Below are 26,521 nucleotides of genomic sequence, written 5' to 3'. Positions count from 1 at the left end.
GGGGCAGCTCTCGGTACAGGCCGGGGCAACCGACCAACGGGTATGAATAGCCTGGAACGTTTATACCTTATTGCCACGCCCTGTGTCAGCGCCCGAGCGTTAAAAAGCCATCGCTTGCGCCGTTGCTTCAAACGAAGAGGCGCTAGATATCCTCGAACTCACGCATACTGGTGACCAGTTTACGCACTTCGGCTTCATGTCCCTGGGCCAGCGAGGTGAAAAACGCCTCTTCCGGCTCGATCTTCGCGCACTCGGCGCGATGCTCGTAAAGTGCGCGAAGAAGCTCATGCGCCTCGGAGGCGGTTTCGATGGCTTCATCGATGGAAGCGGCGACGCCGCGCTCGTAAAGCGCCTCGAGCTTGGGCGGACGCGGGAAATCACTCGTCTCATCGAACCAGAGCTCGAGGACTTCACGGTGATCACTTCCATCGTGAAAAATGGCCTCGAGCCCGCTGCGCATTTTGACCTCGCGAGAGGCCAGATAGGTCAGCGCCATGGCAAGGCGCTCGTTATCGGTCCGGGCGGCGCCTTCGCTGTACTGTTTGGCCATACGCCCGTGAAAATCCTGGGCCCACGTTAGTAGATCCTTTACCTGGTTATAGCGCGTTTGCATCGTTTCTCCTTGACCATAGACCCGAGTAGTCACCACTCGGTTAACGTCTTCTCAGAGCACCTGGCCAAAACAGAGTTCCCGTTATGGGTATCTTAAGACGCTACCACTCCTGGCTGGTTTCGCGCAGCCCGGCCATTTCCCGTTTGGCCGCCTGTACATTGGCATGCAGTGCGCGCGCAAGCGATACCTCCCCATCGAGGGCGATCATCGACGGGTTGCTTACCGGGCGCCTGGCGGCGCCCTCGTCGCTTTGGAGCTTCATGAGCTGGCTGATCAGCCAGTGAAGCCAGCTATCGGGCTGGGCCGCCAAATCGCGAAGCCGGGTCAGCTCGGCGACCTGGGGTCCGTCGGCGGCCAGCAGCGTCTGCCAACGGCGCGTATCCAAACGCGCGTGCTCGGTCACCTCGGCCAGAAAGGAATTCAGGGCGAGCTCGAACAGGGCAAGCGCGCCCTCCTCGATGGCCATCTGACGGACAATGGCCTGCTCCCCCGCCGCTACCGGCGTCTCGATCAAAAGCTCGGCCTGGTAAAGGAGCTGGTTGGTGCGGGTGCGGGCACTCACTTGCGCTTGTCCTCCACGTGCCACTTGCCGGCCTCGAATGTCGCCTTCCAGCCGGTCGCCTTACCGCCTTCGTCGGTCATGACGTACTGCTCTTTATTTTTGCGCGAGTAGCGGATCTGCGCGGGACGGCCATCCGGGTCTTCGCTTGGCGCCTTGAGAATGAAGTGGTACTTCTCCGGCAGCTCGTCCTTGTGCGCTTTTAGCTCTTTGACCAGAGGCGGGCGCGTTTCGCGGTTTTTGGGGAACTTGCTGGCGGCTAAAAACAGCCCGCTCGCCCCATCGCGCAGCACGTAGTGGTCCTCCACCTTTTGGCAGGCGAGCTCCGGCATCGGGATCGGGTCCATTTTCGGCGGCGCCACCTCGCCACTTTTCAAAAGCTTGCGGGTGTTGCTGCAGTCGCTGTTGGTACAGCCGAAGTACTTGCCGAAGCGCCCGGACTTGAGCTGCATCTCACTGCCGCACTTGTCGCACTCGATGACCGGACCTTCGTAGCCCTTGATCTTGAACTTGCCTTGCTCGACCGCAAAGCCGGTGCAGTCCGGGCTTTCGCCGCAGATATGCAGCTTGCGCGTCTCATCGATCAGGTAACTGTCCATCGCCGTACCGCACTTGTCGCAGCGGCGCTTGGCACGCAGCGCGTCGGTCTCCGCCTCTTCGCCGGCGTCGTCGGCGACCACCTCGTCGCCGGGAATCAGGTCGATGGTCGTCTTGCAGCGCTCCTTGGGCGGCAGGTTATAACCGCTGCAGCCCAAAAACACCCCGGTCGAGGCGGTACGAATCTGCATGTCACGCCCGCAGGCCGGGCATTCGATATTGGTCGGCACGGGCTGGTTGGGGCGCATGCCCTCGTCGCTTTCGGCCTTGCCCAGTTCTTCGCGAAATTCGCCGTAGAAGCTATCCAGCAGCGCCTGCCAGTTGCGTTCGCCGTCGGCGACTTCGTCCAGGCTATCCTCCATCCGCGCGGTGAAGGAGTAGTCCATCAAATCCGGGAACGACTCTTTGAGACGCTCGGTAACGATGTCGCCGAGCTTCTCGGCGTAGAAGCGCCGGCTTTCGAGTTTGACGTAGCCGCGATCCTGAATGGTCGAGATGATCGCCGCGTAGGTCGAGGGGCGACCGATACCCTGCTTCTCGAGCTCCTTGACCAGGCTCGCTTCGGTATAGCGGGCCGGCGGCTTGGTGAAGTGCTGCTGCGGATCGAGCTGCTCGAGGGTCATCACAGTACCGACGGGCAGGTCCGGCAGGCGCTGATCGTCGTTCTTGCCGGCGGGTTTGATGACCCGGGTATAACCGTCGAACTTCAGCACGCGCCCTTTGGCGCGCAGGTCATAGCCGCCCACCTCGACGCTCAGCGTACTAGAGAGATACTCCGCGGGTACCATTTGGCAGGCCAAAAACTGGCGCCAGATAAGCTCGTAAAGGCGCTCGGCGTCGCGCTCCATACCGGCCAGGTCGCTCGCTTTACGCTCGACGCTGGACGGGCGGATCGCCTCGTGGGCCTCCTGAGCGCTCTCCTTGCTCGAATAGCGCACCGGCGCCTCTGGCAGGTACGCCTTACCGAATTCACTCGAGATATAGTCGCGGGCGCTCTCGACCGCGTCCTTCGAGAGGTTGGTGGAGTCGGTACGCATGTAGGTGATATAGCCCGCTTCATAAAGACGCTGGGCCATGGTCATGGTCTTTTTCACCGAAAAGCCCAGCCGGCCGCTCGCCGCCTGCTGCAGCGTAGAGGTAATGAACGGCGCCGAAGGCTTGGAGCTGGTCGGTTTGTCTTCGCGGTTGGTGATCGAAAGCGATGCATCGCGCAGCGCCGCAATCCGCGACAGCGTTTCGTCTTCCGAGGTGGGCCGAAACGCCTGGCCGTCCTGACGGGCAAGCGCAAAGCGCACCGCCTCGCCGTCCGGCGAGACCAGGTCGGCGTGAACGTCCCAAAACTCTTCGGGAATGAACGCACGAATATCGCGCTCGCGCTCGACGATCAGACGCACCGCCACGGACTGCACCCGTCCGGCGGAAAGCCCGCGGGCGATTTTCGCCCACAGCAGCGGTGAAAGCATAAAGCCCACCACCCGGTCGAGAAAACGCCGCGCCTGCTGCGCTTCCACGCGAGGGATATTCAGCGCCCCCGGCGCCTTGAAGGCGTCCTGAATGGCGTTTTTGGTGATCTCGTTGAACACCACGCGCTTATAGCGGGCATCGTCACCGCCGATGGTCTCGCGCAGGTGCCAGGCAATCGCCTCCCCTTCGCGGTCCAAATCCGTCGCCAGGTAAACGGCGTCGGCCTTCTCGGCGAGCTTTTTGAGCTCGGCAACGACTTTTTCCTTACCCGGCAGCACTTCGTACTGCGCCGCCCAACCGTTGTCCGGGTCGATTCCCATGCGCCGAATAAGCTGGTCGTGCGCCTTACGCTTTTTATAAACCGCTTTCTCGTCCGGGGAGAGTTTGCGGGTCGCCGCGGCCTGGCGCGCGCGCTCCTTGGGATCAGAGGCGGCCTTACCCGAGCCGCTGGTCGGCAGGTCACGTATATGGCCCACGCTCGACTTGACGATGAAATCGTCGCCGAGATACTTATTGATCGTCTTCGCTTTGGCAGGCGACTCGACGATGACCAGTGACTTGCCCATAGTGCTCCACTTCCTGTTGCTTAAGCTCTCAAGACCAGCTCTCAAGACCAGCTCTGAATACGTACCGCGTTTGAAAACGTGGTGGCGGTGTGAAAAATGCGCCTACCCTACCCCAGCCCTTTCTCAAGCGCCAGTGGCTCTGTAACAAGCAAGCGCACTTTACTAAATAGGGGTGTAGCGCGGCGTTTGCAAATTTTGCGATGAAATAACCCACGACCCGAGCACCTTCCCGGCCCGAAAACACCCACTGCCGGGACAAAAAAACGCCCCCGGCCAAACCGGGGGCGTGATAACGACAAAGTCAAAAAAGCTATATCGAGGTTTGGCTAGCGTTTGTTACGCGGCTTGCCGCGCGCGCCCGAGGTACGTTTTGCCGCACCGCTTTTAGCGTTAGCGCCGCTTGCACTGGCCGAATTTGCGTTTTCCGACGTCGCTTCACTGGCACTGCCTGGCTGATCAAAACTTGCCTGGGCGCTCGGCTTTTCTTCATCGGTGCTTTCGACGGCCGGGGGCGCGCTCTGCGCAGGGGCGACCTCTTCGCTGCGCCGCGCTTTGTCGAAAAGCGCCTTGATCTGGTCAAAGCGCTTTGCGCCCTGCTCGCTTAGCTCGCCGCTGGCGGCGAATACCTGGGTCATGTGCTGGATGTGCTCATCAAGCGCTGCGTTACTCTCACCTTCCAGAAGACCTGGAAGCGAGTCGAGCGCCTGCTCGCGGTCGAGCTTTAAAATGAAGAACTGCTCGCGCACCAAGCGCTTGAACTCGCAAAGCGTCGTTTGCGATTCGAGCTCGGCGCGGGAGGCGCGCAGGCGTTTGAAGTTACGCTCATCCGAGGCCGGTGCGCCGCCCAGCACGTAGATGACCGAGCGAATGGTGGCTTCCAGCGGGCCGCCTTCGACGATCTTCTCGCGAAGCGCCGCCTTACGGCTTTCGATGTAGCGAAGATGCTCGGGTTCGGCCCCCGGCCGGCGGCGGTGCACGTGGGCGTCGCCATGAAGCCCAACCGCCGCTTGAAGCTGGGGCTGGCCGTAGAAAGCCATGAACATTTTTTCGGTGGCGCCATCGCGAATATCGCGGAAGGTATTCAGGCTATCGACAATTTGATTCGAGGCGAACGACTCGAAGGTCTTGAAGATATTGTCCTCGCTGACCTCGGCGCGATTCTGGCGCACTGCGTCGGCCATTTTGGGCAGCCACACCGTCATCGGATTGCGATCCGACATGAGCCGGTACCCCAAGCGAATCGGATGCATTTTACGCATGAAGCGCGCCGATTCCGGCGTGACCGCCGCGCGAATGAACGGCTGCAGGCAAAGCCGATAAAAGCCCAGGTTGATCTCGGAAACCCGCGCGACGGCTGCAAAGCGCCGGTCATCCTCGGGGCGGTGCTGCACTTCCTTGTCGAGCTCTTCGAAGTTGCGCGGCGTGAACTCGAGCAGGTAATCGCGCTCTATCAGCTCGGCATCCTTGCGCTCGCTGGCATGCGTGATCGTCGTCTCGTAAAGCCCGGGCGGCATGACATCGATATAGTCCATGTTCGCCGTGAACTCGGAGTGCTCCTTGCGCGAAACGCTGCCGGAGACAAAAATCCCCAGGTGGCCGGTAGTATCGTGCATGCAGTACATGATCGTCTGCTCGTTGGCGACGATATCGTCCGTGCCCTCGTAAAGATCGCGTATCCACCCCAGCGCCTGAGGCGGTGGGGTAATATCGTCGCCGCGGGAACAGAACACCACGACCGGCGAGCGCAGATTACGAAGGTCGATCCGACGACCGTCGCTGGTCACCAACTGCGCCGTAGACAGGCGGTTGCCGACGAACAGGTTATCGACGATGTACTGTATTTCGTCGCCGCCGAGTATCACGTGACCGCCCCACCACCGTTCGAACTCCAGATAGCGCGTGGACTCGGTATCCACGTTGGCATAAAGGTGATACTGCTTTTTCCAATAGGTATTGGCCGGGTTCAGACGCTCGAAATTTTGCACAAGCCAGGCACCATCGAACTGGCCATTACCCAGGTCGCTGGTCAGCGCAGTCACCCAACTGCCGCCGGCCATGCCGCCGGTATAACGCATGGGCGCCTTGCCGCGCTCGCCGGCCCAGTAGGAAAGCGGCGCGCCGGCAATCAGGATCGGCCCGAACACGTCGGGCTCCAGGGCGGCTGCCATCATCAACTGCCAACCCGCCTGGCAGTTACCCACCACCATGGGTTTTTCGGTGATAGCCGGATGCAGCGAAATCACATGGCGCAAAAAGGCGACTTCCGCCTCGACCACGTCTTCGACGGTTTGGCCTGGCTCCGGGTAGGGCAAAAAGCCGATGAAATAGCAGGGATGCCCCGCCTTGAGTGCTACTCCGAGCTCGCTATCGGGCTTGAAACCACCAATACCGGGGCCGTGGCCGGCGCGCGGGTCGACCACCACGAACGGACGTTTTTTGGGGTCGACCTGGCTGCCTTCCGGCGGTAATACCCGCAGAAGTTCGTAGTTGGTGGGACGGGCCAGGGTGCGACCATCCACCAGCACCTCGGTTTTGAACCCCAGCACGTTGGGCTTGGTCTGCTCCATGTGCTCGAGGTATTGGTTGCCTCGCTCGCGCATGACATCCCAGTAGAGAATGTTGCGCTCGACGCTGTCGCGCCAGTAACTGGCGGCGGCACGGCCAAAACCGAAGGGGTCCATCATGCTGACCAGCGCCTCCTGGCCCGGGAAGGCGGAGGCGCTTTGGCGGGACTCGGAGGCGCCGTTCAACCAGCGGCCCGAGAGCAAGGGATTAGCGAGAAAATTCATGGATTCTCCTGATGGATCGATGCAAGACGCTCATCCATACACACATCATGATGCTGCAATGCAATATAGTCTAGACCAAACCCGCAAAGCCGTCGATAAAGACGCCACCCGTGCATCGGTGGTAGCATCACCCCAGGATCCCACGCAGGATCTTGCCATTTTTCATCAAGCCGCCTGCCGCCCGCCCGGCGGCTCGAACCGATGTATTGAGGGGCTTACATGACACCCAAGAGCCTTCTCAACCGCCTGACGTTCCGCCAGCTCCAGGTTTTTCAAGCGGTCTACCAAAAGCGCTCCTACTCCCGCGCCGCCGAGCAACTCGGTTTGACCCAGCCCGCCGTGAGCGCACAGATCCGCCAGCTCGAACAAGCCGTGGACGAGCCGCTTTTCAAGTACGCCGGCAAAACGCTTTATGCGCTGCCCGCCGCCGACACGCTGGCGGTATCCGCCCGCGAAATCATCGGCCAGCTTGCGAAGCTCTCGATGAACCTGTCCGACCTGAACGGCACTATCAAAGGCGAGCTCAACCTGGCCGCCGTCTCGTCGGCCCAGTACGTAGTGCCTTACCTGCTCGCCCGCTTTCGCGCCCAGTACCCGGAAGTGACGGTGCGCTTGAAAGTGTGTAACCGAAGCCAGGCACTGGAGCGGCTGGCCGAGCAGCGCGACGACCTGGTGATCATGGCCATGGTGCCCGACAACGACGGCCTTTCGGTGACCCCGCTGCTCGAAAACGAGCTCATCCCGGTGGTGTGGCCCGGCCACTCGCTTTTGACCATGCAAGCGCCGACCCTTGGCGACTTCGCCCGCCACTACATATTGATGCGCGAACCCGGCTCCGGCGTGCGCAACGCCTTCGAGCAGCTCGCCGCAAGCCAGGAAGTGGGCCTTGCCCACCGTATCGAGCTGGGTTCCAACGAGGCGATCAAACAGGGCGTCATGGCGCGCCTGGGCGTGGCGGTACTGCCGCGCCTGGCGGTGCAGCTCGAGCTCGAGCATCAGCTACTTGCAAGTCTGGACCTCCCCGCCTTTCCAATCCGCCGGGCGTGGTGTGCCGTCCATCGCCGGGAGCAGTTCCTGTCGCCGGTGGCCGAGCTCTTCTTGCTTTTCACCAAGGAGCGTTTGAAAGAGTACCGCCGCTACTTCCAGGCCCCGGCCACGGCGCTACCCGGCCATGATGTCGCGTGCCTGCCGCTCACCACTCCCCCTTGAGCCGCGCGCCTGGGGGCTATCGTGCTATTTTGCACTTTGCTAAATATGTTACATTAACGGGTACTACCTACGTCGTATCTAGCGCGTAGAGACCGCATTTTAAAGAGTGCCCATTGGAGAAGCGCCGCGGGCCCACCCCACCGGGCGCCTCGCACTTTTCCTAACGCGCTTTTTGATGTAGCCCGTTGCACAGTAGAGAGGCTCTTTTTTATGAGCAACACCCCCACACAGCGTGTGTCCAGCGGCGAAAAATATCGTAACGAGCACGGCACCTCGGCGATCAAGGACGGCATGAAGCAGCGAAAGGAAGAGCCCCAGGCGCCTTCGCTGGAGCGCAAGCCCAAGTGGCTGCGCGCGCAGATCCCCGCCGGCGAGCGCTTCGAAGCCGTCAAGAAAAACGTCGCTGAGCACCGCTTGAGTACGGTATGCGCGGAGTCTCACTGCCCCAACATGGGCGAATGCTGGAGCAACGGAACCGCCACGATCATGCTGATGGGCTCGGTATGCACACGGGCGTGTCGTTTCTGCGCGGTGGATACCGGCAACCCCCAGGGCTGGCTCGACAAGGAAGAGCCCGAAAACACCGCCAAGTCCGTCGAGCTGATGGCGCTTCGCTATATCGTGCTGACGTCCGTCGACCGTGACGATCTCGACGATGGCGGCGCTGGCCACTACGCCAGCTGCATTCAGGCCATCAAGGCGCGTACACCCGAAGTGGTGGTCGAAGCGCTGACGCCGGATTTCGACGCCGAACCCGCGGCGATCGAGCGCGTCGTCGATTCAGGGCTCGAGGTATTCGCCCAGAACGTGGAAACCGTCGAGCGGCTGACCTCGCGGGTGCGCGACCCGCGGGCGGGCTACCGTAAAACCCTCGACGTACTGGCCCATGCCAAAAAGCATCGCCCGGACGTGATCACCAAAACGAGCCTGATGCTGGGTCTTGGCGAAACCGAGGAAGAGATTCTGCAAACCTTCGATGACCTGCGCGAAATCGGGGTGGATATCGTGACGCTGGGCCAATACCTGCGCCCGACGAAAAACCACCTGCCCGTCGAGCGCTGGGTCACCCCGGAAGAGTTCGACCGCTACCGCGTGCTGGGTCTGGAAAAAGGCTTTATGGAAGTGCCTTCCGGACCGCTGGTACGCTCGAGCTATCGCGCCGACAAGGTATTCGAGAAGAACAATCTGGGCCTGGCCTCGCCGGCCGCGGTACCCGGCCAGCAGGAGGATGAAAACCGCATCCCCGCCCTGAACGTCGGCTAAAGCCCTACCCGTTAACGCCAACCCATAAAAAAAGCGCCTGACCGATAACGGTCAGGCGCTTTTTTTGGGCGCCGCCTGGCAAGCCGCCGCGCTAAAACGTTTTGCGCTGGGCAGGCCCCAACGTGCGACCAAGCTTGCAAGCCAACGCCCGAGCGAGCTGCTCGCCCACTGCCTCAGGCGCCTGGATCTTCACAAGATCGGCAAGCCGGGTAACGGCCATACCCGCATAGCCGCAAGGGTTGATGCGCGCAAACGGCGCAAGATCGGCGCTGACGTTCAATGCAACGCCGTGATAGCTCGCCCCACGGCGGATACGTAGCCCCAGGGAGGCAATTTTGGCCTCACCCATCGGCGTTGGCACGTAGACACCCGGCGCATCCGGGCGGGCGCGGGCGCTCACGCCGTACTCCCCCAGTACCGCGATCACCGCGTTTTCCAGCGCACTGACCAGCTCGCGCACGCCGATCTTCGCCCGGCGCACGTCCAGAAGCGGGTAAAGCACGACCTGGCCCGGGCCGTGGTAAGTCACCTGCCCGCCGCGATCGGTTTGCACCACCGGGATGTCGCCTGGCATCAACAGGTGCTCGGGCTTGCCTGCCTGGCCCTGGGTAAATACCGGGTCGTGCTCGACCCACCAAAACTGATCCGCGGTGTGTTCATCGCGGGTATCGGTCAGGTGGCGCATGGCCTGCCATACGGGGGCGTAGGGCTGCCTTCCCAGGGCGTAGAACTCGATAGGCTCGCCTGCCATTAAACGACCATATGTACGCGGCCGGTCGCCTTGAGCTCTTCGAAAAGCGTTGCCAACTGTTGCTCGCCGGTGGCCTGAAACGTCAAACGCACCGACTGGAAGCGGCCATTGCGGCTGGGCACCACTTTAATGGCGGTAGCATCGAAAGCGGGATCGTACTTCACCAGAATCTGACACACGCTCGCCGCGAAGTCGTCCGCGGCGTCGCCCACCACCTTGATGGGATAGTCACAGGGAAAAGTAATTTTAGGGGGCTCGCTGGCGCTTGGCATTCTTAAATCGCGAAACCCGTTATTCGCATCCTTTTTCATAGTCCAACCTTGTTTACCCAATAGAGGACGCGCGCCGGGCAAGGCCAGGCGCGCGCATGACATCCATTTTAGACGATTCGATCAGTCAGTGAAGCTTGCGATCAAGCCACTGAAAAAGCGCCGCACCTGATCGAATAGACGCTTGAACAGCCCACCCTCTTCGACGGCTTCGAGAGCGGTCAGCTGGCGCTCGCCCATCATCTCGTCACCCAGATAAACCTCGAGGGTGCCGACTTCGTCGCCCACGGCGATCGGCGCCTGAAGATCCTGATGCAGGTTGAGGCGCGCACGCAGCTCTTCGTTACGGTTACGCGGCAACGTCATGAAGACCTCGTCGTCTACGCCAACGCGTAGCTCGTTGGCTTCGCCACCCCATACGCGTGGAGTGGCCAGCACCGCGCCGCGCTCGTAGAGCTTCATGGTTTCGTAAAAGCGGAAACCGTAGCTCAGCAGTTTCTGGGTTTCCTGGGCGCGGGCTTCTTCGGAGTGGGTGCCCATGACCACCGAAATCAAGCGCATGTCGTCGCGCTTGGCCGACGACACCAGACAGTAACCCGCCTCGGTCGTCCAGCCGGTTTTCAGGCCATCCACGGTCGGGTCGCGCCAGAGAAGCCGGTTACGGTTGGGCTGATCGATGCCACCGAAGGCAAAATTACGCTGAGAGTAGATCTCGTAGTGCTCGGGGTAGTCGTTGATGATGTGCTGCGAAAGCCGCGCCAAATCGTGCGCCGAGGAGTAGTGATTCTCGTGGGGCAAGCCCGTGGCGTTTTCGAAATGGGTGTTGACCATGCCCAGGCGGTCGGCGTGCTGGTTCATCAGGTCGGCGAACGGCGCCTCACCGCCGGCCAGGTGCTCGGCCATGGCAACGCTTGCATCGTTACCCGACACGATGATGATACCGTGGAGCAGGTCGTTGACGGAGACCCGGTCGCCGACCTCGATAAACATCTTGGAGCCGCCGGTACGCCAGGCGTTCTCGCTGATGTTGACCATATCCTCCATGTTGATAGTGCCGCGATCCAGCTCGCGTTCGACCAGGTAAGCGGTCATCAGCTTGGTGATACTGGCCGGCGGCAAACGCTCGTCGGCGTTGTGCTCGACGAGTATGCGCCCGCTATTGGCATCCATCAAAATCCAGGAGCTGGCCGCCAGCTGCGGGGCGGCGGGAATGATGGTTTGCGGTTGAGGAATTACCTGGGCCGTGGCGGGTAGCGCCACTGCGGTCACCGTTGCAAACAAACAGAGCCGGGCGGTACGGCGAAACGCATTAAAAATAGTCATTACTCACTTCTCACTTGCATAAAGAGCGTCAAAAAACGTTAAAACCAGGGTAATCCGATTATCTCACAACAAACACCTGCGGGAAGCCCGCCTGACCAAGCGCTGAGCGAGCCTGCTGCTCCTGGCCGGGGGACATGGGCCCGACCTGCACCCGATACACACCGGCATCGCTTTGCACGCGCACCGAGTGTAAAAGCTCATCGCCCAGGCGCTGTTGAAGCGCGCGGGCGCTCTCTTCGCTGCCGAGCGCGGCGATCTGCAAAAATATCTCTTCGCCGCCGTTCTGGGGCGCCGCTGCGGGCGCTGGCTGAGATGGAGGCTGCGACTGGGGCTGAGCCTGCGATTGGGGCTGAGGCGCTGGCTGGGCGCGCGGCGGCGCCTTTGCGGGAGCGGCGGGCTGAGCGGGGGCGGAAGCACCGCCGCGGCTGGCCAGCCACTGCTGCGGGTCGATCGCCTCGACGCGCACCGGGCCGGTCCCGTTATCCAGAATACCCAGCCGCGCCGCCGCCGCGTAGGAAAGATCGATCTCGCGGTCACTGTGGAACGGGCCACGGTCGTTGACGCGCACGATGACCGACTCGCCGCTATTCAAACTGGTGACGCGCGCAAACGTCGGCAGTGGCAGCGAACGGTGCGCCGCCGACATTTTATACATGTCGTAAATTTCGCCGTTGGAGGTCGCGTAGCCGTGAAATTTCTCACCGTACCAGGAGGCATTGCCCTGCTTGGCATAGCCTGAAGCGCTTGGCAGCACGTTGTAGGTCTCGCCCCACACCTCGTAGGTCGAACGGTTGCCCGCCCGGGACGGCTCCTCGATACGCGGCTGGGCGTCGGGCACTTCGCTGACGTCCGGTGGCTCGAGCGGGTAGGCATCCCCGGTCATGGCGTAGCGCTCGCCGCTTTTTGCAGCGCCCGAACTGGACGCCTGGCTTGCGGGGGCCGGCGCGGCTTCTCGAGGCGGATGATCGGGATTGACCGCCGGCGGCGCGCTTTGGCTGGCACAGCCGGTCAATAGCGCCAGCAGAGTGACACCTCCGACCAGGCGCGGCTTCTTAAACAGTGACCTCATCCTTGCCCCTCAAGCGTGTGCGCAATGGCCTGTGCAAGCTCCACCACGGCCATCGCGTAGAGGTGGCTATGGTTGTAGCGGGTAATGACATAAAAATTGTATTCGCCAAGGCCGTACCGGGTATCGCCATTGGCGAGCTCGAGTTTTAACGGCACTACATCGCGGGACGCCTCGAGCTCGGTATCGGCGGGCACTAGCCCGGCCTCGGCGGCCTCGGCGGCGGTGGTCACCGGGGTGCTGGTCTGGTTGAACGTAAGCGTGTCCAGCGCATCGCCGCTTGCCTGGGCTTCGTGGTAGACCGGCGCACCCGGCTGCCAGCGGTGCTCGGCGAAATAGTGGCCGACGCTGCCAATCGCATCGACGGGATTTTCCCATAAATCACGGCGGCCATCACCATCGAAGTCGACCGCGTAGGCATCGTAGCTGGTGGGAATGAACTGCGGATATCCCATTGCGCCGGCATAGGAGCCATAAACGCTCTCCGGGGCGACCTGCTGCTCATAGGTGATATCCAAAAAGGCGGCCAGCTCGCCGCGAAAGAACGCGCCGCGCGTGGGGTGATGAAAGGCGAGCGTGGCCAGCGAATCCAGCACGCGGTGATCGCCTTTATAGCGCCCGTAATAGGTTTCCACGCCGATGATCGCGGCGATGATTTCTGCAGGCACGCCATAGGTTTGCTCGGCGCGCTCGAAGGCATCCTGATGGGCCTTTATGAAGTCGGCGCCCTGGGCGATACGCTCGTCGCTAATGAAAATATCGCGGTACTCGTACCAACGCAGGCGGCGCTCCGCGGCGCCTTCCATCGCATCCAGCACGTTCTGGCGGTACTCGGCCGTGTCGAAGGCTTCACGCAGCCAGGCCTCGGGGATGCCCTGGGCGCTGAGCTCTTCGAGCAGTTGCCGGGTCTCGGGGTGCTCGTCCGGGGCGAAGGCGCTTTTGCCCTCGCTTGCCAGCGCCGGGTTGAGGCCGGCAAGGGTCATCATCAACACAAAGCCGCTGACGCTGTTTCGGGTCCTGCCCATTACCACCACTCCTTTGTAAACGAATCGCGCCGCGAGTCTAGCGCGACAGCAGCCGCCGGTGGGCGTGTATCGACATGAGAATACCGAAGCCGGCCAGCAAGGTCACGCTCGACGTACCTCCGTAGCTGACCAGCGGCAGTGGGACACCCACCACGGGCAAAATGCCGCTGACCATGCCTACGTTGACGAACACGTAGATGAAGAATGTAAGAATGATGCTGCCGGCAAACAGCCGGCCGAACGTGTCCTGGGAGCCGGCCGCAAGCCACAAACCGCGGCTGATGATCAGAGTGTAGAGCGCGAGCAGCACCAGCATGCCGACCAGCCCGAACTCCTCGCCCAGTACCGCAATGATGAAATCGGTGTGGCGCTCGGGCAAAAACTCGAGCTGTGACTGGGTCCCTTCGAGCCAACCCTTGCCCCATACGCCGCCACTGCCGATCGCCGTGGTGGACTGGATGATATTCCAGCCCGAGCCCAGCGGGTCGCTGTCCGGGTCGAGAAAGGTCAGCACGCGCTGGCGCTGGTAGTTGTGCATGTTCATCCATAAAAGCGGCAGCGCCGCCCCGGCAAGCCCGGCGATGAAGGCAATCAGCCGCCAGGAGAGTCCGGCCAGCAGCACCACCAAAACGGCGGCGCTGGCAATCAAAAGCGAGGTACCTAGATCCGGTTGAATAGCGGTCAGCACCACCGGTACGCCGATGATCACCGCGCACACCGCGATATCGCGAATCCGCGGCGGCAGCTGGCAGCGGTTCAAATAGGTGGCCACCATCAGCGGTACGGCCAGCTTCATCATTTCCGAGGGCTGAAAGCGAATGACCCCGGGAATTTCCAGCCAACGCTTGGCGCCCATGCCGATATCACCGGCGATCTCCACCGCCAGCAGCATGGCAAGCCCAATGCCGTACGCCAGTGGCGCCCAACGCAAAAACGTGGTCGGGCTTAGCTGGGCGAGAATGAACATCCCCGCCAGCGCCACCCCAAAGCGCGACGCCTGGCCGATGACGACCTCGATACGCTGGCCCGAGGCGCTATACAGCACCAGCAGACCGCCGGCCATCAGCAGCAGCAGCATGCCCAAAAGCCAGGGGTCGATGTGTAGCCGCTCCCAAATACTCTTGCGCCGCGCGATACCGCTATCCGGTGGGCGAACCGGGTGACGGCGAAAACTACGCGGCAGCGGCCAGGCGGTCATCAGTTGCCCTCCACGTTGGCACTTTCGTTTTCCATCTCATCGAGCACCTCTTCCACCTCCGGGGCGTCGTCGCGCAAGAGCCAGGCGTCGGTCATGGCACGGGCCAGGTGAGCGGCGTGGGTACTGCCGCCGCCCGCGTTTTCGACGATCACCGAGACCGCGATTTGCGGATCGTCGATCGGCGCGAAGGCCATGAAGAGCGCGTGGTCGCGCAGGCGCTCTTCGAGCTCATTGGCGTTGTAGCGCTGGTCCTGGCCTAGCGAGAACACCTGGGCGGTACCGGATTTGCCGCCCATGCGGTACTCGAGCCCCACCCCGGTGCGCCGGGCGGTGCCTTCGCTGCCGCTAAGTACTTTTTCCATGCCGCTGAATACCCGGTCCCACCAGCCGTCGTTGTCCAGCTGGATATCCTCGAGGGTATTCGGTAGCGGCATGGCCAGCGGCTCGCCGCCAATCGTGCGGGCCAGGTGTGGTTTGACCCAGTGGCCCCGGTTGGCAAGCGTCGCGGTGGCGCTGGCAAGCTGCAGCGGGGTGATTTGCCAGTAGCCCTGACCGATGCCGACGGATAACGTCTCCCCCGGGTACCAGGGCTGATTGAAGCGGGCGCGCTTCCAATCCCTGGAGGGCAAAAGACCGGTGCTTTCACCCTGAACGTCGTGGGCAACGCGCTGGCCGAAGCCGAAGTTGCTCATTTGCTCGTGAATATTGTCGATGCCCATATCGTGGGCCAGCGAGTAGAAATAGGTATTGTTGGAGACCGCAAGCGCGCGCTCCATATTCACCCGCCCGTGGCCCCAGCGCAGCCAGTTACGGTAACGCCGCGAGTCGTTGGGCAACTGATAATAGCCCGGGTCGTTGATCGTGGTGTCCGGCGTAATGGAGCCCGTGACGAGCCCGGCAAGCGCCAAAAACGGCTTGACCGTGGAGCCCGCCGGGTAGTGGCCCCGAATGGCGCGGTTGAAAAGCGGCAGGTCGATATCGTCCTGAAGCGCCCGGTAAGAGGCGACATCGATACCGGTCACGAACTGGTTGGAGTCGAACCCCGGCGTCGACACCATGGCCAGAATTTCACCGGTACCGGGCATGATGGCGACGATCGAGCCGCGTCGGCCATCCATGAGTTCGTGGGCAAGCGTTTGTAGCCCCTTGTCCAGGGTCAGTGTCACGTTCTGGCCAGGCACCGGGTCGGTCCGGCCGAGCTCTCTGAGCACCCGGCCCCGGGCGTTGGTTTCGACCTTGCGAAAGCCCGCCTCGCCGTGAAGCTCCTCTTCGTAGAAGCGCTCCACCCCGGTTTTACCAATGAAGTGAGTGCCGGCGTAGCGCCCGCTATCGAGCTCCTTGAGTTCTTCTACGTTGATCCGCCCAACATAACCCAGGGCGTGGGACATGATCTCGGCATCGGGGTAGTAGCGCAGAAGCTGCGCCTCGACCTCTACCCCGGGCAGGCGGTGGCGGTTGACGGCCAGTCGGGCGATCTGGTTTTCGCTGAGATCGCTCATCAAGAGCGCCGGCTGGAAGGGGCGCTGGCGCTGGCGGGAGCGCACGTTGAACGCCTCGATCTCTTCTTCGGGAAGCGCCAGCAGGTCCACCAAAAGCGCCAGCGTCTCGTCCAGGTCGTCCACCCGCTCACGCACCAGCGTCAGGTTATAGGTGGGCCGATTTTCCGCCAGCAGTACGCCGTTGCGATCGAAGATCAGCCCGCGGTTGGGCGGCAGCGGCTCGACCCGCACGCGGTTTTTCTCCGAGCGCGTGGTGTAAAGCTCATGCTGGGTGATTTGCAAATAGGCGAGCCGGCTGGTCAAGAGTCCGGTCAAAATCATGACGAACACGATCGCTAGAAGCGCTCGTACCCGGAAAATACGTAGCTCCTGCTCGGCGTTTTTTAGCGTGTCTCGGCGCTTGCGCATAGCAACAGACTGTTCCTGGATATGGCGCGGGGCGACCTTGGCGAGCGGCCAGGGATTCGCCTAGCGGTGGTAAGGGTGACCGATAAACAGCGTCCACGCCCGGTAGAGTTGCTCGGCGAGCAGAACCCGCACCAGCGGGTGCGGCAGCGTCAATCCGGAAAGCGACCAGGTTTTGTGCGCCAGCGCGGAAACCGAGGGTTCCAAACCATCCGGGCCGCCGACCAGCAGGACGATGTCCCGCCCGTCCATGCGCCACTCGCCCACTTCCCGGGCTAACTGTTCGGTGGTAATACGCTTGCCGTTCACTTCGAGGGCGACGATCAGCTCATCGCCGCGCAGCTTTTCGCGGATGCGCTGGCCTTCGAGTGCCCGCGCCTTGGCGATATCGGCATTCTTGCCCCGGGCGCCAAGCGCAATTTCTTCGACCTCGAGGGCAAACTCGCGCGGCAGACGCTTACGGTAAGTGTCCACGCCCTCTTCCACCCAGCCAGGCATTTTCGTGCCGACCGCCAGAAGCCTTACCTTCATGAATCGAGGCTCGTCATCACGACATCGTGATGCGCTGATCGGACTTTTGCAGCGTTTCGTTGATCATATCATCGCTGTCGCTGGGTAGATCCGCCCAGAGCCGCTCCAGGTCGTAAAGCGCGCGCGCCTCGGGCAACATGACATGCACCAGCACATCGCCCAGGTCGACCAGTACCCAGTCGGCGTTATCGCCGCCTTCTACGCCCTGGGGCTTCAAGCCCTCGGCCTTGGCTTTTTCGACGACGTTTTGGGCAAGCGCCGAGACGTGGCGTGTCGAGGTGCCGCTGGCAATCAGCATCAGGTCGGTGACCTGGGTCAACTGCGACACATCGAGTTGCGTAATATCGCGGGCCTTGAGCTCTTCTAGCGCGTCAATCGCCAGGTTTTTCAGTGTATCGATTTGCATGACTCCCTAAACAACCTCATGTGATGGTCACTAAATAGCGGGCCATTGTAACGGCTTCTTTACCGACTACCAGCGCTATTAGCGACTTTGATAGAGCCCGCGGGCAAAAATACGTGCTTCAACGGCCTCGGGCAGCAGGTAGCGCACGCTTTTCCCCTCACTCAGGCGCGCGCGAATGGCCGTGGCCGATACCGCCATGCGCGACTCCAGGCTAAGCGACAAAAACCGCCCCTGGGGGTGGGCCATTAAGCTTGCCACCGTATCGACTTCGCGATGGCTCACCAGTTCCGTGAGCGGCGTGGGCCACCGCGCTTGATAGCCCGGCCGCGCGATCACCGCCAAATGGGCCAGTTCAAAAAGCGCTTCGGGGTTTTGCCACTCGGCCAGGCGCAGGAAGGTATCGTAGCCGATCACCATGACCAGCCGCGCTTCTGGGCCGTACTCCTGGCGCAGCTCTTTGAGGGTATCGACACTGTAAGACGGCCCATCCCGCTTGAGTTCTCGGTCGTCGGCGATCAAACCGGGTGTATCGCCGACCCCGGCCTCGAGCAGCGCAAAGCGCTCTTCGGCAGTGACCTGGGGGGTGTCGCGAAGCGGCGGCCGGGGCGCGGCAATCATGTGGAGTCGGTCAAGTGTCAGCGCCTCGCGCACTTCCACCGCACTTCGCAGATGACCGACATGCACCGGATCGAAGGTGCCACCCAGCATGGCCACCTTGAGCACTGCCTGGCTCATTGGCGAACCTGACCCTCGCCCAACACGATATATTTCTGCGTCGTCAGGCCTTCGAGACCCACCGGGCCGCGGGCGTGAAGCTTGTCGGTGGAAATACCGATCTCGGCGCCCAGGCCATACTCGAAGCCGTCGGCGAAGCGGGTCGAGGCGTTCACCACCACCGAGCTCGAGTCCACCTCGGCCATGAAGCGCCGGGCAAGCGTATAGTCCTCGGTCACGATCGCATCGGTGTGCTGTGAGCTATAGCGCTCGATATGGGCGATGGCCTCGTCGACGCCGTCCACCACCTTGACGGCCAGAATCGGCGCGAGATACTCGGCCTCCCAATCCGACGGTTGAGCCTCGAGCGCCTGGGGCAGTAGCGCGCGGGTACGTTCACAGCCGCGCAGCTCGACCTGGTGCTCGGAAAACGCGCGGGCAAGCTCTGGCAGCAAAATATCGGCCACCGCGGCGTCGACCAGCAGCGTCTCCATGGTATTGCAGGTTCCATAACGCTGGGTCTTGGCATTGACCGCGATGGCCAGCGCCTTGGCGGGGTCGGCGGTGGCATCGATGTAGACATGACAAACGCCGTCGAGGTGCTTGATGACCGGCACCTTCGCTTCCGCCGAGATCCGCGCGATCAGCGATTTCCCGCCCCGCGGAATGATCACGTCGACGAACTCAGGCATGCTGATCAGCTCGCCCACCGCGGCGCGATCCGTGGTCGCCACCACCTGCACCGCGTTCAAGGGTAAGCCAACACTTGCAAGCCCCGCCTGAATACAGGCGTTGAGCGCGGTATTGGAAGCGTGGGCCTCGGAGCCGCCGCGCAGAATGCAGGCGTTACCGGATTTCAAACACAGGCTCGCCGCCTCGATGGTCACGTTGGGGCGGGACTCATAAATGATCCCGATCACACCGAGCGGTACCCGCATCTTGCCGACCTGAATGCCGCTTGGCCGATAGTTCATCGCGCTGATCTCCCCCACCGGGTCGGGCAAGGCGGCCACCTGGTCGAGGCCTTCGATCATGGCGTCGATGCGCGCCTCGTCCAGCGCCAGCCGGTCCAGTAGCGCCGGCTCCAGCCCGTTTTGCCGCCCCCGCGCCAGGTCCTCCGCATTGGCCTCGATCAGCGCGGCGCGGGCGTTATCGAGTTCGCTTGCAATCGCACCAAGGGCGCGCTGCTTGATACCGGTATCGGCGCTACGCAGCACTCTTGCTGCAGCCCGGGCGTTTTGTCCGACGTGCTGCATATAAGCGGGCACGTCGCTTGTGGCTAACGTGGGCAAGTCGTTTCGTTGGTCGGCGCTGGCAACGCTCATGCTCCCTCCGGGTGGTGTCCACAGGCATTAAAATCATGAAGATGGCGGCGCGTTATACGGTGACCGGGGCGTTAAAGGGCACCACAAAATGACGACCGCCACATCCGGTAACATTAACACCCCCCAATAGATAAACTAAACGTTATAATGCGTTTTAAACGCCGCTTATCACCGCGCGAAAGATGTTCTCAAATCGGTCAATAGTTCGCCTTTATGGAAAACAAGTACAAGATACACTTTTTGAGAATCAACTTGCTGATGGCCGCCGCAGCGCTTGCCTGCTGGAGCGTAAGCGCCCCGGCAATAGCCGCCACCGCGCTTTGGGCAAGTGCGCTCTGGCTTGCGTTAACCGCGCTGCTTTTGGATTTTACCCTTCGCCGCTCTCGCGATGTTTGCTGGCAGCTTTTCACCAGTGGGCTGCTGTTATGCCTGATTGCCGCCGCCCCGGCGCGCCACAGCATGCTCATTTGGGTCTGGGCGGCGCTTTTCATGTTGCCGCAAAGCCGTCGCATGACGCTTTGCAACGTGGCCGGCGCGCTGATTAGCTGGCTGCTGATTGCGCCCAGCACCCCCAGGCCCCAGGCCGTGATGCTGCTTTTAGCGCTTTGCGGGCTTTCACTTCTGGCGTTTGCTCAAAGCCGCTGGCTGATCAACGTCAACGGCACCATACGCCAGCGGCTGCGCCTGATCCCTGGGTTAAACCTGTGGGCGGGCGAGCAGCTTTTGAAGGACCTGAGCCGCGAGCAGATTCGCGCCGAGCGCGAGAACATTTACGCCGAAGTATTGATCATTCACGTCAAACGCAAAAAGCTATGGTCGTCGGCCCAGCGGCTTTGCGAGCTCATCCACGGTTTCGAAAACGTCTACCACTTGAACGGCTCTTCCTTGGCGGTGCTGCTTTTGTGCCACGACCGCGACGCGGGCGCCAGGCGCCGTCACGGGCTTTGTAAGGCGCTCTCCAGTAGCGCGGTCTACCATCATCTGCCGCTCGCTCAGCTCGACACCACCACCGTAACGCTCGACTCGCTCAGTCAATACTCGCTCAGTCAACACTCTGCCTTCGAGGAGACCCGTACATGATTCGGTGCTTACATCCCAAGGCGCTCATGACACTGACCTACGCGATCTGTCTTTTGATCACCGCGCTTTATACCGCCTGGCTTTATGCCATGGGCTACTACCGCGAGCTGGTCGTACCGATGTTCGTGACGCTACTGCTTCTGGCCGCGCTGCTGCTGCACTACGGCCAGGCCTTTTCGCCCTACGGCCCCCGGGCTATTTTGCTAATAAGTGCCTATATCAGCGTCTCCTCGGCGCTCTATTTCGGGCTCACGCACTCCATGCTGTGGCTTGGCCTGCCCATCGCCGCCGCGTTCGTGCTCTTGCCCCACTGGAGTGCGATGCTCCTCAACCTGCTTTATATACCGCTTTGGTGGCTGCTCCCCCCTGCCGGCGAGGCGTTTTTCCCGTTTCCCTTCGAGTATCTCGCCCTCGTTTTGCTGTTCGCGCTGCCCCCCTGGGAGCTCGCCAGGCGCCACGCCCTGTTAAAGGCGTCCGACCCCAACGACAGCGAATGCAACGCCTACCATATCGACACCTTGAAGGAGCGCCTGGGCAACGAGTTTCAGCGCGCGCTACTGCTCGACAAACGCCTCGCCGTGCTGGTACTTCACCTGCCCCAGCTGGACATGGCCGAGGAGCAGTTTGGCGTACGCACCAAAAAAGCGCTGCTGGGGGCGTTTTGTAGCGAGGTCAATAGCCGCTGCCGCGATCACGACTTGCTGGGCCGGGCCGGCAGCGCAAGCTTTTGGCTGGTATTGCCGGATACCAGCGAAAGCGGCGCACTTCTGGTGCGCGAGCGCCTTTATCGGGCGCTCTCCCGGCGGGTATTGATCGAAACCGGCCCGCTCGAAGCACGTATCGGGGTATGCTTACCGCAGCAAAGCGAACGCTTCGCCCCTTACGTCCGGCGCCTCGAGTACGTCTCGAGAACGCTGCCCGGCGCTTGACGGTCTCGCTTTGGCGCGCCACCAACATTGAATGGAGTCATTTGTGCACCTAGCTGAGCAGTTGCTGGACCTTTCTCTCTCGCCGTTAACCCTGCTGTTGATGATTTTTCTGATTTCAGCGCTCGAGTCCCTGGCCGTGGTGGGGCTTTTAGTGCCCGGGGTGGTACTGGTGACCGCCGCGGCGTCCATGGCGGGCCATCAGGGAGTCGATGTCGTTTGGCTACTGCTGGCCGCTTTTCTGGGTGCCGTGATTGGCGATGGGGTGAGTTTCAAGCTGGGCTATGACCACCATGAGCAGGTGACAAAGCGATGGCCCTTGGCGCAGCACCCGGAATGGCTGGGCCGCGGGGCGCGCTTTTTCGAGCGCTACGGCATCTATTCGGTCTTCATCGGACGCTTCGTCGGGCCGGTACGGCCGATCATTCCGCTGGTGGCGGGCATGATGCACATGCGCCCACGCACGTTCTTGTGGGCCAACGTAAGCTCTGCGGCGATATGGGCACCGGCCTACGTGCTGCCGGGCTATTTGCTGGGCCATACCTGGCAGCGCTACCTGGAACTACCGTCCAATATCGAAACCGCGGTTTTTGCCATTGCCGCGATTATCGTCGCGCTGATCGTGGTGTTCTCCTGGGGTCGCGCTCAGGTAGGCCGCCACGGCCGGCTCTATTTGATGACGGCGCGCCTTGTGCGCCGGGTGCCGTTCATCCGTCGGCCCTGGCTTGCCATGAGCCATTCCGGCGAAGTGCCGCTGGCCTCGCTACTGCTGCTGATCATCGCGCTGGCCGCTTTTAGCGGCTGGACGCTTTACATACTACAAAGCAATGGCCCGCTTGCGCTGGACCTGCAGGCCCAGCGGCTGTTCGAGTGGCTGCATACCGCGCCACTTCTAAGCGTTAGCGTATTTCTTGCCAAGCTGGGCGATAAGCTCGGCATCGTGGTGCTGATAGTGCCCTGGGCGCTTTGGCTTTTGCTGCATAAACGCATCGACGTACTGAGCCACTGGGCCGTGGCGCTGGGCGGGGTAGCGCTTCTCAATACCGCCGGAAAAGCCGCCTTCGGCCGCGCTCGGCCCGATACGCCGGACTACCTGACCGGCTCGCTCTCCTACCCAAGCGCCCACACCTCGGGTTTTGTGGTGGTGATCGGCCTGGCCGCGGCGTTCGTGGCCGCCGAGTGCTCGCGTCAGTATCGGCTGTGGATTTACTGGGCCGCCATTTTACTGGTGGTGCCCATGGCCCTTTCACGGCTTTTGCTCGGCGTGCACTGGCTAAGCGATTTAATCGGCGGTGCACTTCTGGGGCTCATCGTGTGCGCGCTGGTCAGGCTTTCCTGGCAGCGCCGTGCTCGCCCGGCGCTGCCGCCCTGCCCAGTGACGCTGCTGGTGGGCGCAACCGTGGTGCTAATGGGCCTACGGGTCGGCTTTTTGCCCCCGGTTTAAGGCGCGCCTAGCCCAGCGCGAGCCAAAGCCCCACCCCAATCATCAAGGTGCCGGCGATACGGTTCATAAGGCGCACGTTACCGCTTTTACCCAGCGTACGACGCAGGGTTTTACCGCCCGTGGCGTAGATCAGCATGCTGGCAAATTCGATGACGAGAATCACCGCGATCAGCGCGGTGAGCTGCTGCGCAAGCCCCCGGGAGCTATCCAAAAACGGGGGCAACAGGGCAACGAAAAACGCCCAGCCCTTGGGGTTGGCGATCGCGGTCACGAACCCCTGAGTCGCCAGCTGCAGGCGCCCGGCGGGCAGGCCCGTATCGAGAGTATCGGGAATCGCCATGCGCCCGCGCGAGCGCCACATCATCACGCCCAGGTACACCAGATACGCCCCGCCGGCCCACTTGAATACCGTAAATAGCGCCGGCTGTTTGAGCATCAGCGCCGCCACGCCTGCCCCGGCCGCCGCGGCCACCAGGCCGACGCCGGCAAGCTCTCCCATCATCATCCAAAGAGTGCGTTTGACCCCCTGGGTCATACCCAGCACCATCGCCAGGGTCATGCACATACCCGGCGTGAGCGAGACGAACAAAAAAGTGGGGATGAAAACGGAGAGTGTCGCCCAAGAGAGCATTCGCGAAGATCCTTACTATTGAACGGGTTATGAGCCAGCCAGGTGTTCGCCCCAGCGGGGCACCAGAGAATGGGCGATACCCAACTGATTGAGAATGCGCGCCACGATAAAGTCGACCAGGTCGTCGATCGAGGTTGGCTTGTGATAAAAGCCGGGGGCGGCGGGCAAAATGACCGCGCCCAGCCGACTCAGTGTCAGCATGTGCTCTAAATGAATCGCCGAGAATGGCGTTTCGCGGGGCACCATGACCAGGGTACGGCGCTCCTTGAGGGCGACATCCGCGGCGCGCTCGATCAGGTTATTGCTCGCCCCCGTCGCCACCGCCGAAAGCGTGCCGGTGGAGCACGGACAGATCACCATTCTAGAAGGCGCGCCGGAGCCCGAGGCGACCGGCGCCATCCAGTCTTCACGCCCGAAGCAGCGAATCTGGCCCGGCTTCGCGCCGCTTAGCGCCGTCAGGGCTTCCTGCAAGCGCTCGGGCTTGGCAGGCAGGTCCACATCGGTTTCCGTGGCGATGACCATGTGGGCGGCCTTGGAGATCATCACCCACACCTCACAGCCAGCGCCTACCAGCACCTCGATAAGGCGCAGCCCGTACTGGGCGCCGGAGGCGCCGGTCAGCGCCACGCTCACCGGGGCCTTGAACCCCGTCGTGCTATCGCGCTCGTCCATTCAAACCCCCTTGTCAGCCAGTGCGCGTAAAAGGCGCTCGTGAACGCCGTCGAAACCGCCGTTGGACATGACCACGATACGGTCCTGGGGCAGCGCCCGGGCCACCACCGCCTCGACCAGCGCGTCGATATCGTGATACAGCCCGCCAGGCTTTTGGTCGTCCACCAACGTGGCCATCGACCAATCGAGCCCCTTGGGTTCGAACCAAAAGGCGGCGTCGGCATCTTCGACAGAGCCTTTCAACCGCTCGGCGAGTGCCCCCAGGCGCATGGTGTTGGAGCGCGGCTCGATCACGGCCAATAGCCGCCCGTTGGGGGTTGCGGCGCGCAGACCCTTTAGCGTAGCGGCGATGGCGGTGGGGTGATGGGCAAAGTCGTCGATCACCTGTATGCCGTTTATGTCGCCGCGCACTTCCTGGCGGCGCCGCGGCGTTTGAAAGCGTGAAAGCGCCGCGCACGCCCGCGCCAGATCCACGCCCAGCCGATGAGCACAGGCAAGCGCGGCGAGGGCATTACGCGCGTTGTACTCGCCGGTCAGGCCCCACTCCACCACGGCGTCCTCGGCGGTCTCGCCCTGCTCGTAAATCACCCGAAAGCGGCTGGCGTCCGGCTGTTCCAGCTGATAGCGCCAGGGGCTTGCCGGGTCGTTGCCAAAATACGCGATCGGTGACCAGGCGCCCATATCGAGCACCCGGGTCAAAGCGCTTTGATCGTCGGCGACCAGCAACAGGCCCTTGCTCGGCACGGTGCGCACCAGGTGATGAAACTGGCGCTCGATCGCCGCCAGGTCCGGAAAAATATCGGCGTGGTCGAACTCCAGGTTATTGAGCACGGCGATATGCGGGCGGTAGTGAACGAACTTGGAGCGCTTGTCGAAAAACGCCGTGTCGTACTCGTCGGCTTCGACGACAAAGGGCGCTTCTTGCGCTCCCAGCCGGGCGGAAACCCCGAAATTGCGCGGCACCCCGCCGATCAAAAACCCCGGCGTGAGCCCGGCGCTCTCCAAAAGCCAGGCCAAAAGGCTGGCCGTGGTGGTCTTACCGTGAGTGCCGGCGATCGCGATCACCTGGCGACCGGGCAGCACGTAATCGGCAAGCCACTGCGCACCGGAGGTGTAGCGCAGGTTCAAATCGAGCAGCGCCTCGACTTCCGGATTACCCCGGGACAGCGCGTTACCCACCACGACCAGGTCGATGTCCTCGCCGAGGTTATCCGCCCGGTAGGCGTTTTTAAGCGTGATGCCGGCGTTTTCGAGCTGAGTGCTCATCGGCGGGTAGACGTTGGCATCCGAGCCGCTGACCTGATGGCCAAGTTCGCGGGCCAACAGCGCAAGGCTGCCCATAAAAGTGCCACAGATACCGATAATATGCAGACGCATGGGTTTTACCCCCTCCCCTTGGCGACACCGCTTGGCCGAGCGATTCCAAAAAAGCGTAAAAAATCAGTCGCTGAGACTAGCACGCCTTGAAGACAGGCTCATCTTCGCCCGCCAATTTCGTGGCCTGAATGTGACAACGCGCCCGCTTTGTTGCAGGATGCAGCCAATCAATCGACCCACCCTTTTCAAGCGGCGCAGCCCCCGCTTATGGAGTACCTGATGCGTAGCGTGATTCGCACCTTCTTTCGCGGCGTCCGTTTGGTGATGTCTCCCTTCATGCTGGCCTCGGAGAAACTCTCCACGCCCAAGGGGATGGAGCGCACACCCGAGGCGCAGGCCGAGGCCGACAAGGCCTGCGAGAACCTGGCGCTTTATCAGTTCCGCACCTGTCCTTTTTGTATCAAGGTGCGTAAGGAGATCGCCCGACTGAATCTCAACATCGAAACCCGGGATGCCCAGCACGACGCCGCCAACAAGGAGGCGCTATTGCAGGGCGGGGGCCGGGCCAAGGTGCCTTGTCTTAAAATCGCGCGGGACGACGGCGAGACCGAGTGGCTTTATGAGTCCGATGATATCAACCGCTGGCTTCACCAGCGCTTTGGCTAACCCCTTCGCGGGAAAGCGCTGACCGCCGAGACTACTTCGCCCCACCGCGATACTCCACCACAACACTCAGCCACCACACGGGCGCAAGCGCGCCCCAGCATGTTGACGCTTGGCCCGGCGGCTTGGCCGGCGTTTTGGGCGCGTATTCATCGCCATTCCCTTATACATCATCGCTTTGAATCATACGTTAGTTTTATTTCATGAATAAGGCAC

At 62.0% G+C, this 26,521-nt stretch carries 24 protein-coding genes; 6 read left to right on the top strand and 18 right to left on the bottom strand.

The features are described 5' to 3' along the window. Nucleotides 1-142 precede the first annotated feature (142 nt). The 4 genes from ACWHVV_RS07645 to ACWHVV_RS07630 form a co-directional block, all read right to left on the bottom strand. Nucleotides 143-613 (bottom strand): 2-hydroxyacyl-CoA dehydratase, encoded by a 471-nt coding sequence (locus ACWHVV_RS07645; protein WP_447895800.1) that lies wholly within the window; start codon nt 611-613, stop codon nt 143-145. Between the two features lie 100 nt (nt 614-713). After that, entirely contained in the window at nt 714-1,175 is a 462-nt protein-coding gene (locus ACWHVV_RS07640) for a DUF6586 family protein (RefSeq protein WP_447928800.1), read from the bottom strand. Continuing rightward, nucleotides 1,172-3,799 carry a type I DNA topoisomerase gene (gene topA, locus ACWHVV_RS07635; protein WP_447928799.1) on the bottom strand — a complete coding sequence of 876 codons (2,628 nt, stop codon included), beginning with the start codon at nt 3,797-3,799 and terminating at the stop codon, nt 1,172-1,174. Before topA ends, ACWHVV_RS07640 begins: the two co-directional genes overlap by 4 nt. Nucleotides 3,800-4,125: 326 nt before the next feature. Next, on the bottom strand, nt 4,126-6,588 hold the full coding sequence (locus ACWHVV_RS07630) for a DUF3141 domain-containing protein (protein ID WP_447928798.1): 2,463 nt from the start codon (nt 6,586-6,588) through the stop codon (nt 4,126-4,128). Between the two features lie 219 nt (nt 6,589-6,807). Here ACWHVV_RS07630 and ACWHVV_RS07625 point away from each other — a divergent pair, with 219 nt between their 5' ends. After that, nucleotides 6,808-7,797 (top strand): LysR family transcriptional regulator, encoded by a 990-nt coding sequence (locus ACWHVV_RS07625; RefSeq protein ID WP_447928797.1) that lies wholly within the window; start codon nt 6,808-6,810, stop codon nt 7,795-7,797. Nucleotides 7,798-8,007: 210 nt separating this feature from the next. Then, on the top strand, nt 8,008-9,060 hold the full coding sequence (lipA, locus tag ACWHVV_RS07620; RefSeq protein ID WP_447928796.1) for a lipoyl synthase: 1,053 nt from the start codon (nt 8,008-8,010) through the stop codon (nt 9,058-9,060). Between the two features lie 91 nt (nt 9,061-9,151). Here lipA and lipB read toward each other — a convergent pair whose 3' ends face one another. The 11 genes from lipB to ACWHVV_RS07565 form a co-directional block, all read right to left on the bottom strand. Then, nucleotides 9,152-9,811: a lipoyl(octanoyl) transferase LipB gene (lipB, locus tag ACWHVV_RS07615; RefSeq protein WP_447928795.1), complete on the bottom strand. Its 660-nt coding sequence runs from the start codon at nt 9,809-9,811 to the stop codon at nt 9,152-9,154. After that, nucleotides 9,811-10,122: a YbeD family protein gene (locus ACWHVV_RS07610; protein ID WP_447528515.1), complete on the bottom strand. Its 312-nt coding sequence runs from the start codon at nt 10,120-10,122 to the stop codon at nt 9,811-9,813. The genes lipB and ACWHVV_RS07610 overlap by 1 nt, the downstream gene beginning before the upstream one ends. 81 nt (nt 10,123-10,203) lie before the next feature. Continuing rightward, nucleotides 10,204-11,403 (bottom strand): D-alanyl-D-alanine carboxypeptidase family protein, encoded by a 1,200-nt coding sequence (locus tag ACWHVV_RS07605; RefSeq protein ID WP_447928794.1) that lies wholly within the window; start codon nt 11,401-11,403, stop codon nt 10,204-10,206. 58 nt (nt 11,404-11,461) lie between these two features. Further along, a complete protein-coding gene (locus tag ACWHVV_RS07600) occupies nt 11,462-12,472 on the bottom strand; it encodes a septal ring lytic transglycosylase RlpA family protein (RefSeq protein ID WP_447928793.1) in 1,011 nt (336 codons plus the stop codon). Beyond that, entirely contained in the window at nt 12,469-13,494 is a 1,026-nt protein-coding gene (mltB, locus tag ACWHVV_RS07595; protein ID WP_447928792.1) for a lytic murein transglycosylase B, read from the bottom strand. The genes ACWHVV_RS07600 and mltB overlap by 4 nt, the downstream gene beginning before the upstream one ends. A 37-nt stretch (nt 13,495-13,531) precedes the next feature. Then, the gene (gene rodA, locus ACWHVV_RS07590) at nt 13,532-14,692 is read right to left on the bottom strand and encodes a rod shape-determining protein RodA (protein WP_447928791.1); all 1,161 of its coding nucleotides are present in this window, start codon (nt 14,690-14,692) and stop codon (nt 13,532-13,534) included. Continuing rightward, a complete protein-coding gene (mrdA, locus tag ACWHVV_RS07585; RefSeq protein ID WP_447928790.1) occupies nt 14,692-16,599 on the bottom strand; it encodes a penicillin-binding protein 2 in 1,908 nt (635 codons plus the stop codon). Before mrdA ends, rodA begins: the two co-directional genes overlap by 1 nt. 60 nt (nt 16,600-16,659) lie before the next feature. Next, the gene (rlmH, locus tag ACWHVV_RS07580) at nt 16,660-17,127 is read right to left on the bottom strand and encodes a 23S rRNA (pseudouridine(1915)-N(3))-methyltransferase RlmH (protein WP_447528509.1); all 468 of its coding nucleotides are present in this window, start codon (nt 17,125-17,127) and stop codon (nt 16,660-16,662) included. Between the two features lie 16 nt (nt 17,128-17,143). After that, nucleotides 17,144-17,533: a ribosome silencing factor gene (gene rsfS, locus ACWHVV_RS07575; protein ID WP_447528508.1), complete on the bottom strand. Its 390-nt coding sequence runs from the start codon at nt 17,531-17,533 to the stop codon at nt 17,144-17,146. A 78-nt stretch (nt 17,534-17,611) separates the two neighbouring features. After that, entirely contained in the window at nt 17,612-18,268 is a 657-nt protein-coding gene (gene nadD, locus ACWHVV_RS07570; protein WP_447928789.1) for a nicotinate-nucleotide adenylyltransferase, read from the bottom strand. Beyond that, complete coding sequence (locus ACWHVV_RS07565; protein WP_447928788.1) at nt 18,265-19,572, bottom strand: glutamate-5-semialdehyde dehydrogenase; 1,308 nt, start codon at nt 19,570-19,572, stop codon at nt 18,265-18,267. Before ACWHVV_RS07565 ends, nadD begins: the two co-directional genes overlap by 4 nt. Before the next feature lie 240 nt (nt 19,573-19,812). Between ACWHVV_RS07565 and ACWHVV_RS07560 the strand changes: the two genes are divergently transcribed. Genes ACWHVV_RS07560 through ACWHVV_RS07550 form a run of 3 tightly spaced genes read left to right on the top strand, consistent with a single transcriptional unit; the run spans nt 19,813 to nt 23,022 of the window. Beyond that, a complete protein-coding gene (locus ACWHVV_RS07560) occupies nt 19,813-20,652 on the top strand; it encodes a hypothetical protein (RefSeq protein WP_447928787.1) in 840 nt (279 codons plus the stop codon). Next, a complete protein-coding gene (locus ACWHVV_RS07555; protein ID WP_447928786.1) occupies nt 20,649-21,581 on the top strand; it encodes a diguanylate cyclase domain-containing protein in 933 nt (310 codons plus the stop codon). The genes ACWHVV_RS07560 and ACWHVV_RS07555 overlap by 4 nt, the downstream gene beginning before the upstream one ends. Before the next feature lie 43 nt (nt 21,582-21,624). Next, entirely contained in the window at nt 21,625-23,022 is a 1,398-nt protein-coding gene (locus ACWHVV_RS07550; protein ID WP_447928785.1) for a bifunctional DedA family/phosphatase PAP2 family protein, read from the top strand. A gap of 7 nt (nt 23,023-23,029) precedes the next feature. On the opposite strand, the gene ACWHVV_RS07545 is transcribed toward ACWHVV_RS07550, so the two are convergent. The 3 genes from ACWHVV_RS07545 to mpl are packed head-to-tail and all read right to left on the bottom strand — an operon-like array spanning nt 23,030 to nt 25,702. Next, nucleotides 23,030-23,653 (bottom strand): LysE family translocator, encoded by a 624-nt coding sequence (locus tag ACWHVV_RS07545; RefSeq protein ID WP_447928784.1) that lies wholly within the window; start codon nt 23,651-23,653, stop codon nt 23,030-23,032. Between the two features lie 27 nt (nt 23,654-23,680). Then, the gene (locus ACWHVV_RS07540; protein ID WP_447928783.1) at nt 23,681-24,325 is read right to left on the bottom strand and encodes a flavin prenyltransferase UbiX; all 645 of its coding nucleotides are present in this window, start codon (nt 24,323-24,325) and stop codon (nt 23,681-23,683) included. Then, on the bottom strand, nt 24,326-25,702 hold the full coding sequence (gene mpl, locus ACWHVV_RS07535) for a UDP-N-acetylmuramate:L-alanyl-gamma-D-glutamyl-meso-diaminopimelate ligase (protein WP_447928782.1): 1,377 nt from the start codon (nt 25,700-25,702) through the stop codon (nt 24,326-24,328). A 219-nt stretch (nt 25,703-25,921) separates the two neighbouring features. Between mpl and ACWHVV_RS07530 the strand changes: the two genes are divergently transcribed. Further along, nucleotides 25,922-26,308 (top strand): glutaredoxin family protein, encoded by a 387-nt coding sequence (locus ACWHVV_RS07530; protein ID WP_447928781.1) that lies wholly within the window; start codon nt 25,922-25,924, stop codon nt 26,306-26,308. Nucleotides 26,309-26,521: the final 213 nt, after the last annotated feature.

It is taken from the genome of Vreelandella sp. EE27 (genome assembly GCF_968206495.1).
The sequence above is the reverse complement of the archived record's forward strand: the minus strand, read 5'-3'. Positions and strand labels throughout refer to the sequence as shown.

Coding starts and splice junctions, on each gene's coding strand:
- ACWHVV_RS07645 (WP_447895800.1), bottom strand. CDS start 613: ATGCAAACGCGCTATAACCAGGTAAAGGATCTACTAACGTGGGCCCAG.
- topA (WP_447928799.1), bottom strand. CDS start 3,799: ATGGGCAAGTCACTGGTCATCGTCGAGTCGCCTGCCAAAGCGAAGACG.
- ACWHVV_RS07630 (WP_447928798.1), bottom strand. CDS start 6,588: ATGAATTTTCTCGCTAATCCCTTGCTCTCGGGCCGCTGGTTGAACGGC.
- ACWHVV_RS07625 (WP_447928797.1), top strand. CDS start 6,808: ATGACACCCAAGAGCCTTCTCAACCGCCTGACGTTCCGCCAGCTCCAG.
- lipA (WP_447928796.1), top strand. CDS start 8,008: ATGAGCAACACCCCCACACAGCGTGTGTCCAGCGGCGAAAAATATCGT.
- lipB (WP_447928795.1), bottom strand. CDS start 9,811: ATGGCAGGCGAGCCTATCGAGTTCTACGCCCTGGGAAGGCAGCCCTAC.
- ACWHVV_RS07610 (WP_447528515.1), bottom strand. CDS start 10,122: ATGAAAAAGGATGCGAATAACGGGTTTCGCGATTTAAGAATGCCAAGC.
- ACWHVV_RS07605 (WP_447928794.1), bottom strand. CDS start 11,403: ATGACTATTTTTAATGCGTTTCGCCGTACCGCCCGGCTCTGTTTGTTT.
- ACWHVV_RS07600 (WP_447928793.1), bottom strand. CDS start 12,472: ATGAGGTCACTGTTTAAGAAGCCGCGCCTGGTCGGAGGTGTCACTCTG.
- mltB (WP_447928792.1), bottom strand. CDS start 13,494: ATGGGCAGGACCCGAAACAGCGTCAGCGGCTTTGTGTTGATGATGACC.
- rodA (WP_447928791.1), bottom strand. CDS start 14,692: ATGACCGCCTGGCCGCTGCCGCGTAGTTTTCGCCGTCACCCGGTTCGC.
- mrdA (WP_447928790.1), bottom strand. CDS start 16,599: ATGCGCAAGCGCCGAGACACGCTAAAAAACGCCGAGCAGGAGCTACGT.
- rlmH (WP_447528509.1), bottom strand. CDS start 17,127: ATGAAGGTAAGGCTTCTGGCGGTCGGCACGAAAATGCCTGGCTGGGTG.
- rsfS (WP_447528508.1), bottom strand. CDS start 17,533: ATGCAAATCGATACACTGAAAAACCTGGCGATTGACGCGCTAGAAGAG.
- nadD (WP_447928789.1), bottom strand. CDS start 18,268: ATGAGCCAGGCAGTGCTCAAGGTGGCCATGCTGGGTGGCACCTTCGAT.
- ACWHVV_RS07565 (WP_447928788.1), bottom strand. CDS start 19,572: ATGAGCGTTGCCAGCGCCGACCAACGAAACGACTTGCCCACGTTAGCC.
- ACWHVV_RS07555 (WP_447928786.1), top strand. CDS start 20,649: ATGATTCGGTGCTTACATCCCAAGGCGCTCATGACACTGACCTACGCG.
- ACWHVV_RS07545 (WP_447928784.1), bottom strand. CDS start 23,653: ATGCTCTCTTGGGCGACACTCTCCGTTTTCATCCCCACTTTTTTGTTC.
- ACWHVV_RS07540 (WP_447928783.1), bottom strand. CDS start 24,325: ATGGACGAGCGCGATAGCACGACGGGGTTCAAGGCCCCGGTGAGCGTG.
- mpl (WP_447928782.1), bottom strand. CDS start 25,702: ATGCGTCTGCATATTATCGGTATCTGTGGCACTTTTATGGGCAGCCTT.
- ACWHVV_RS07530 (WP_447928781.1), top strand. CDS start 25,922: ATGCGTAGCGTGATTCGCACCTTCTTTCGCGGCGTCCGTTTGGTGATG.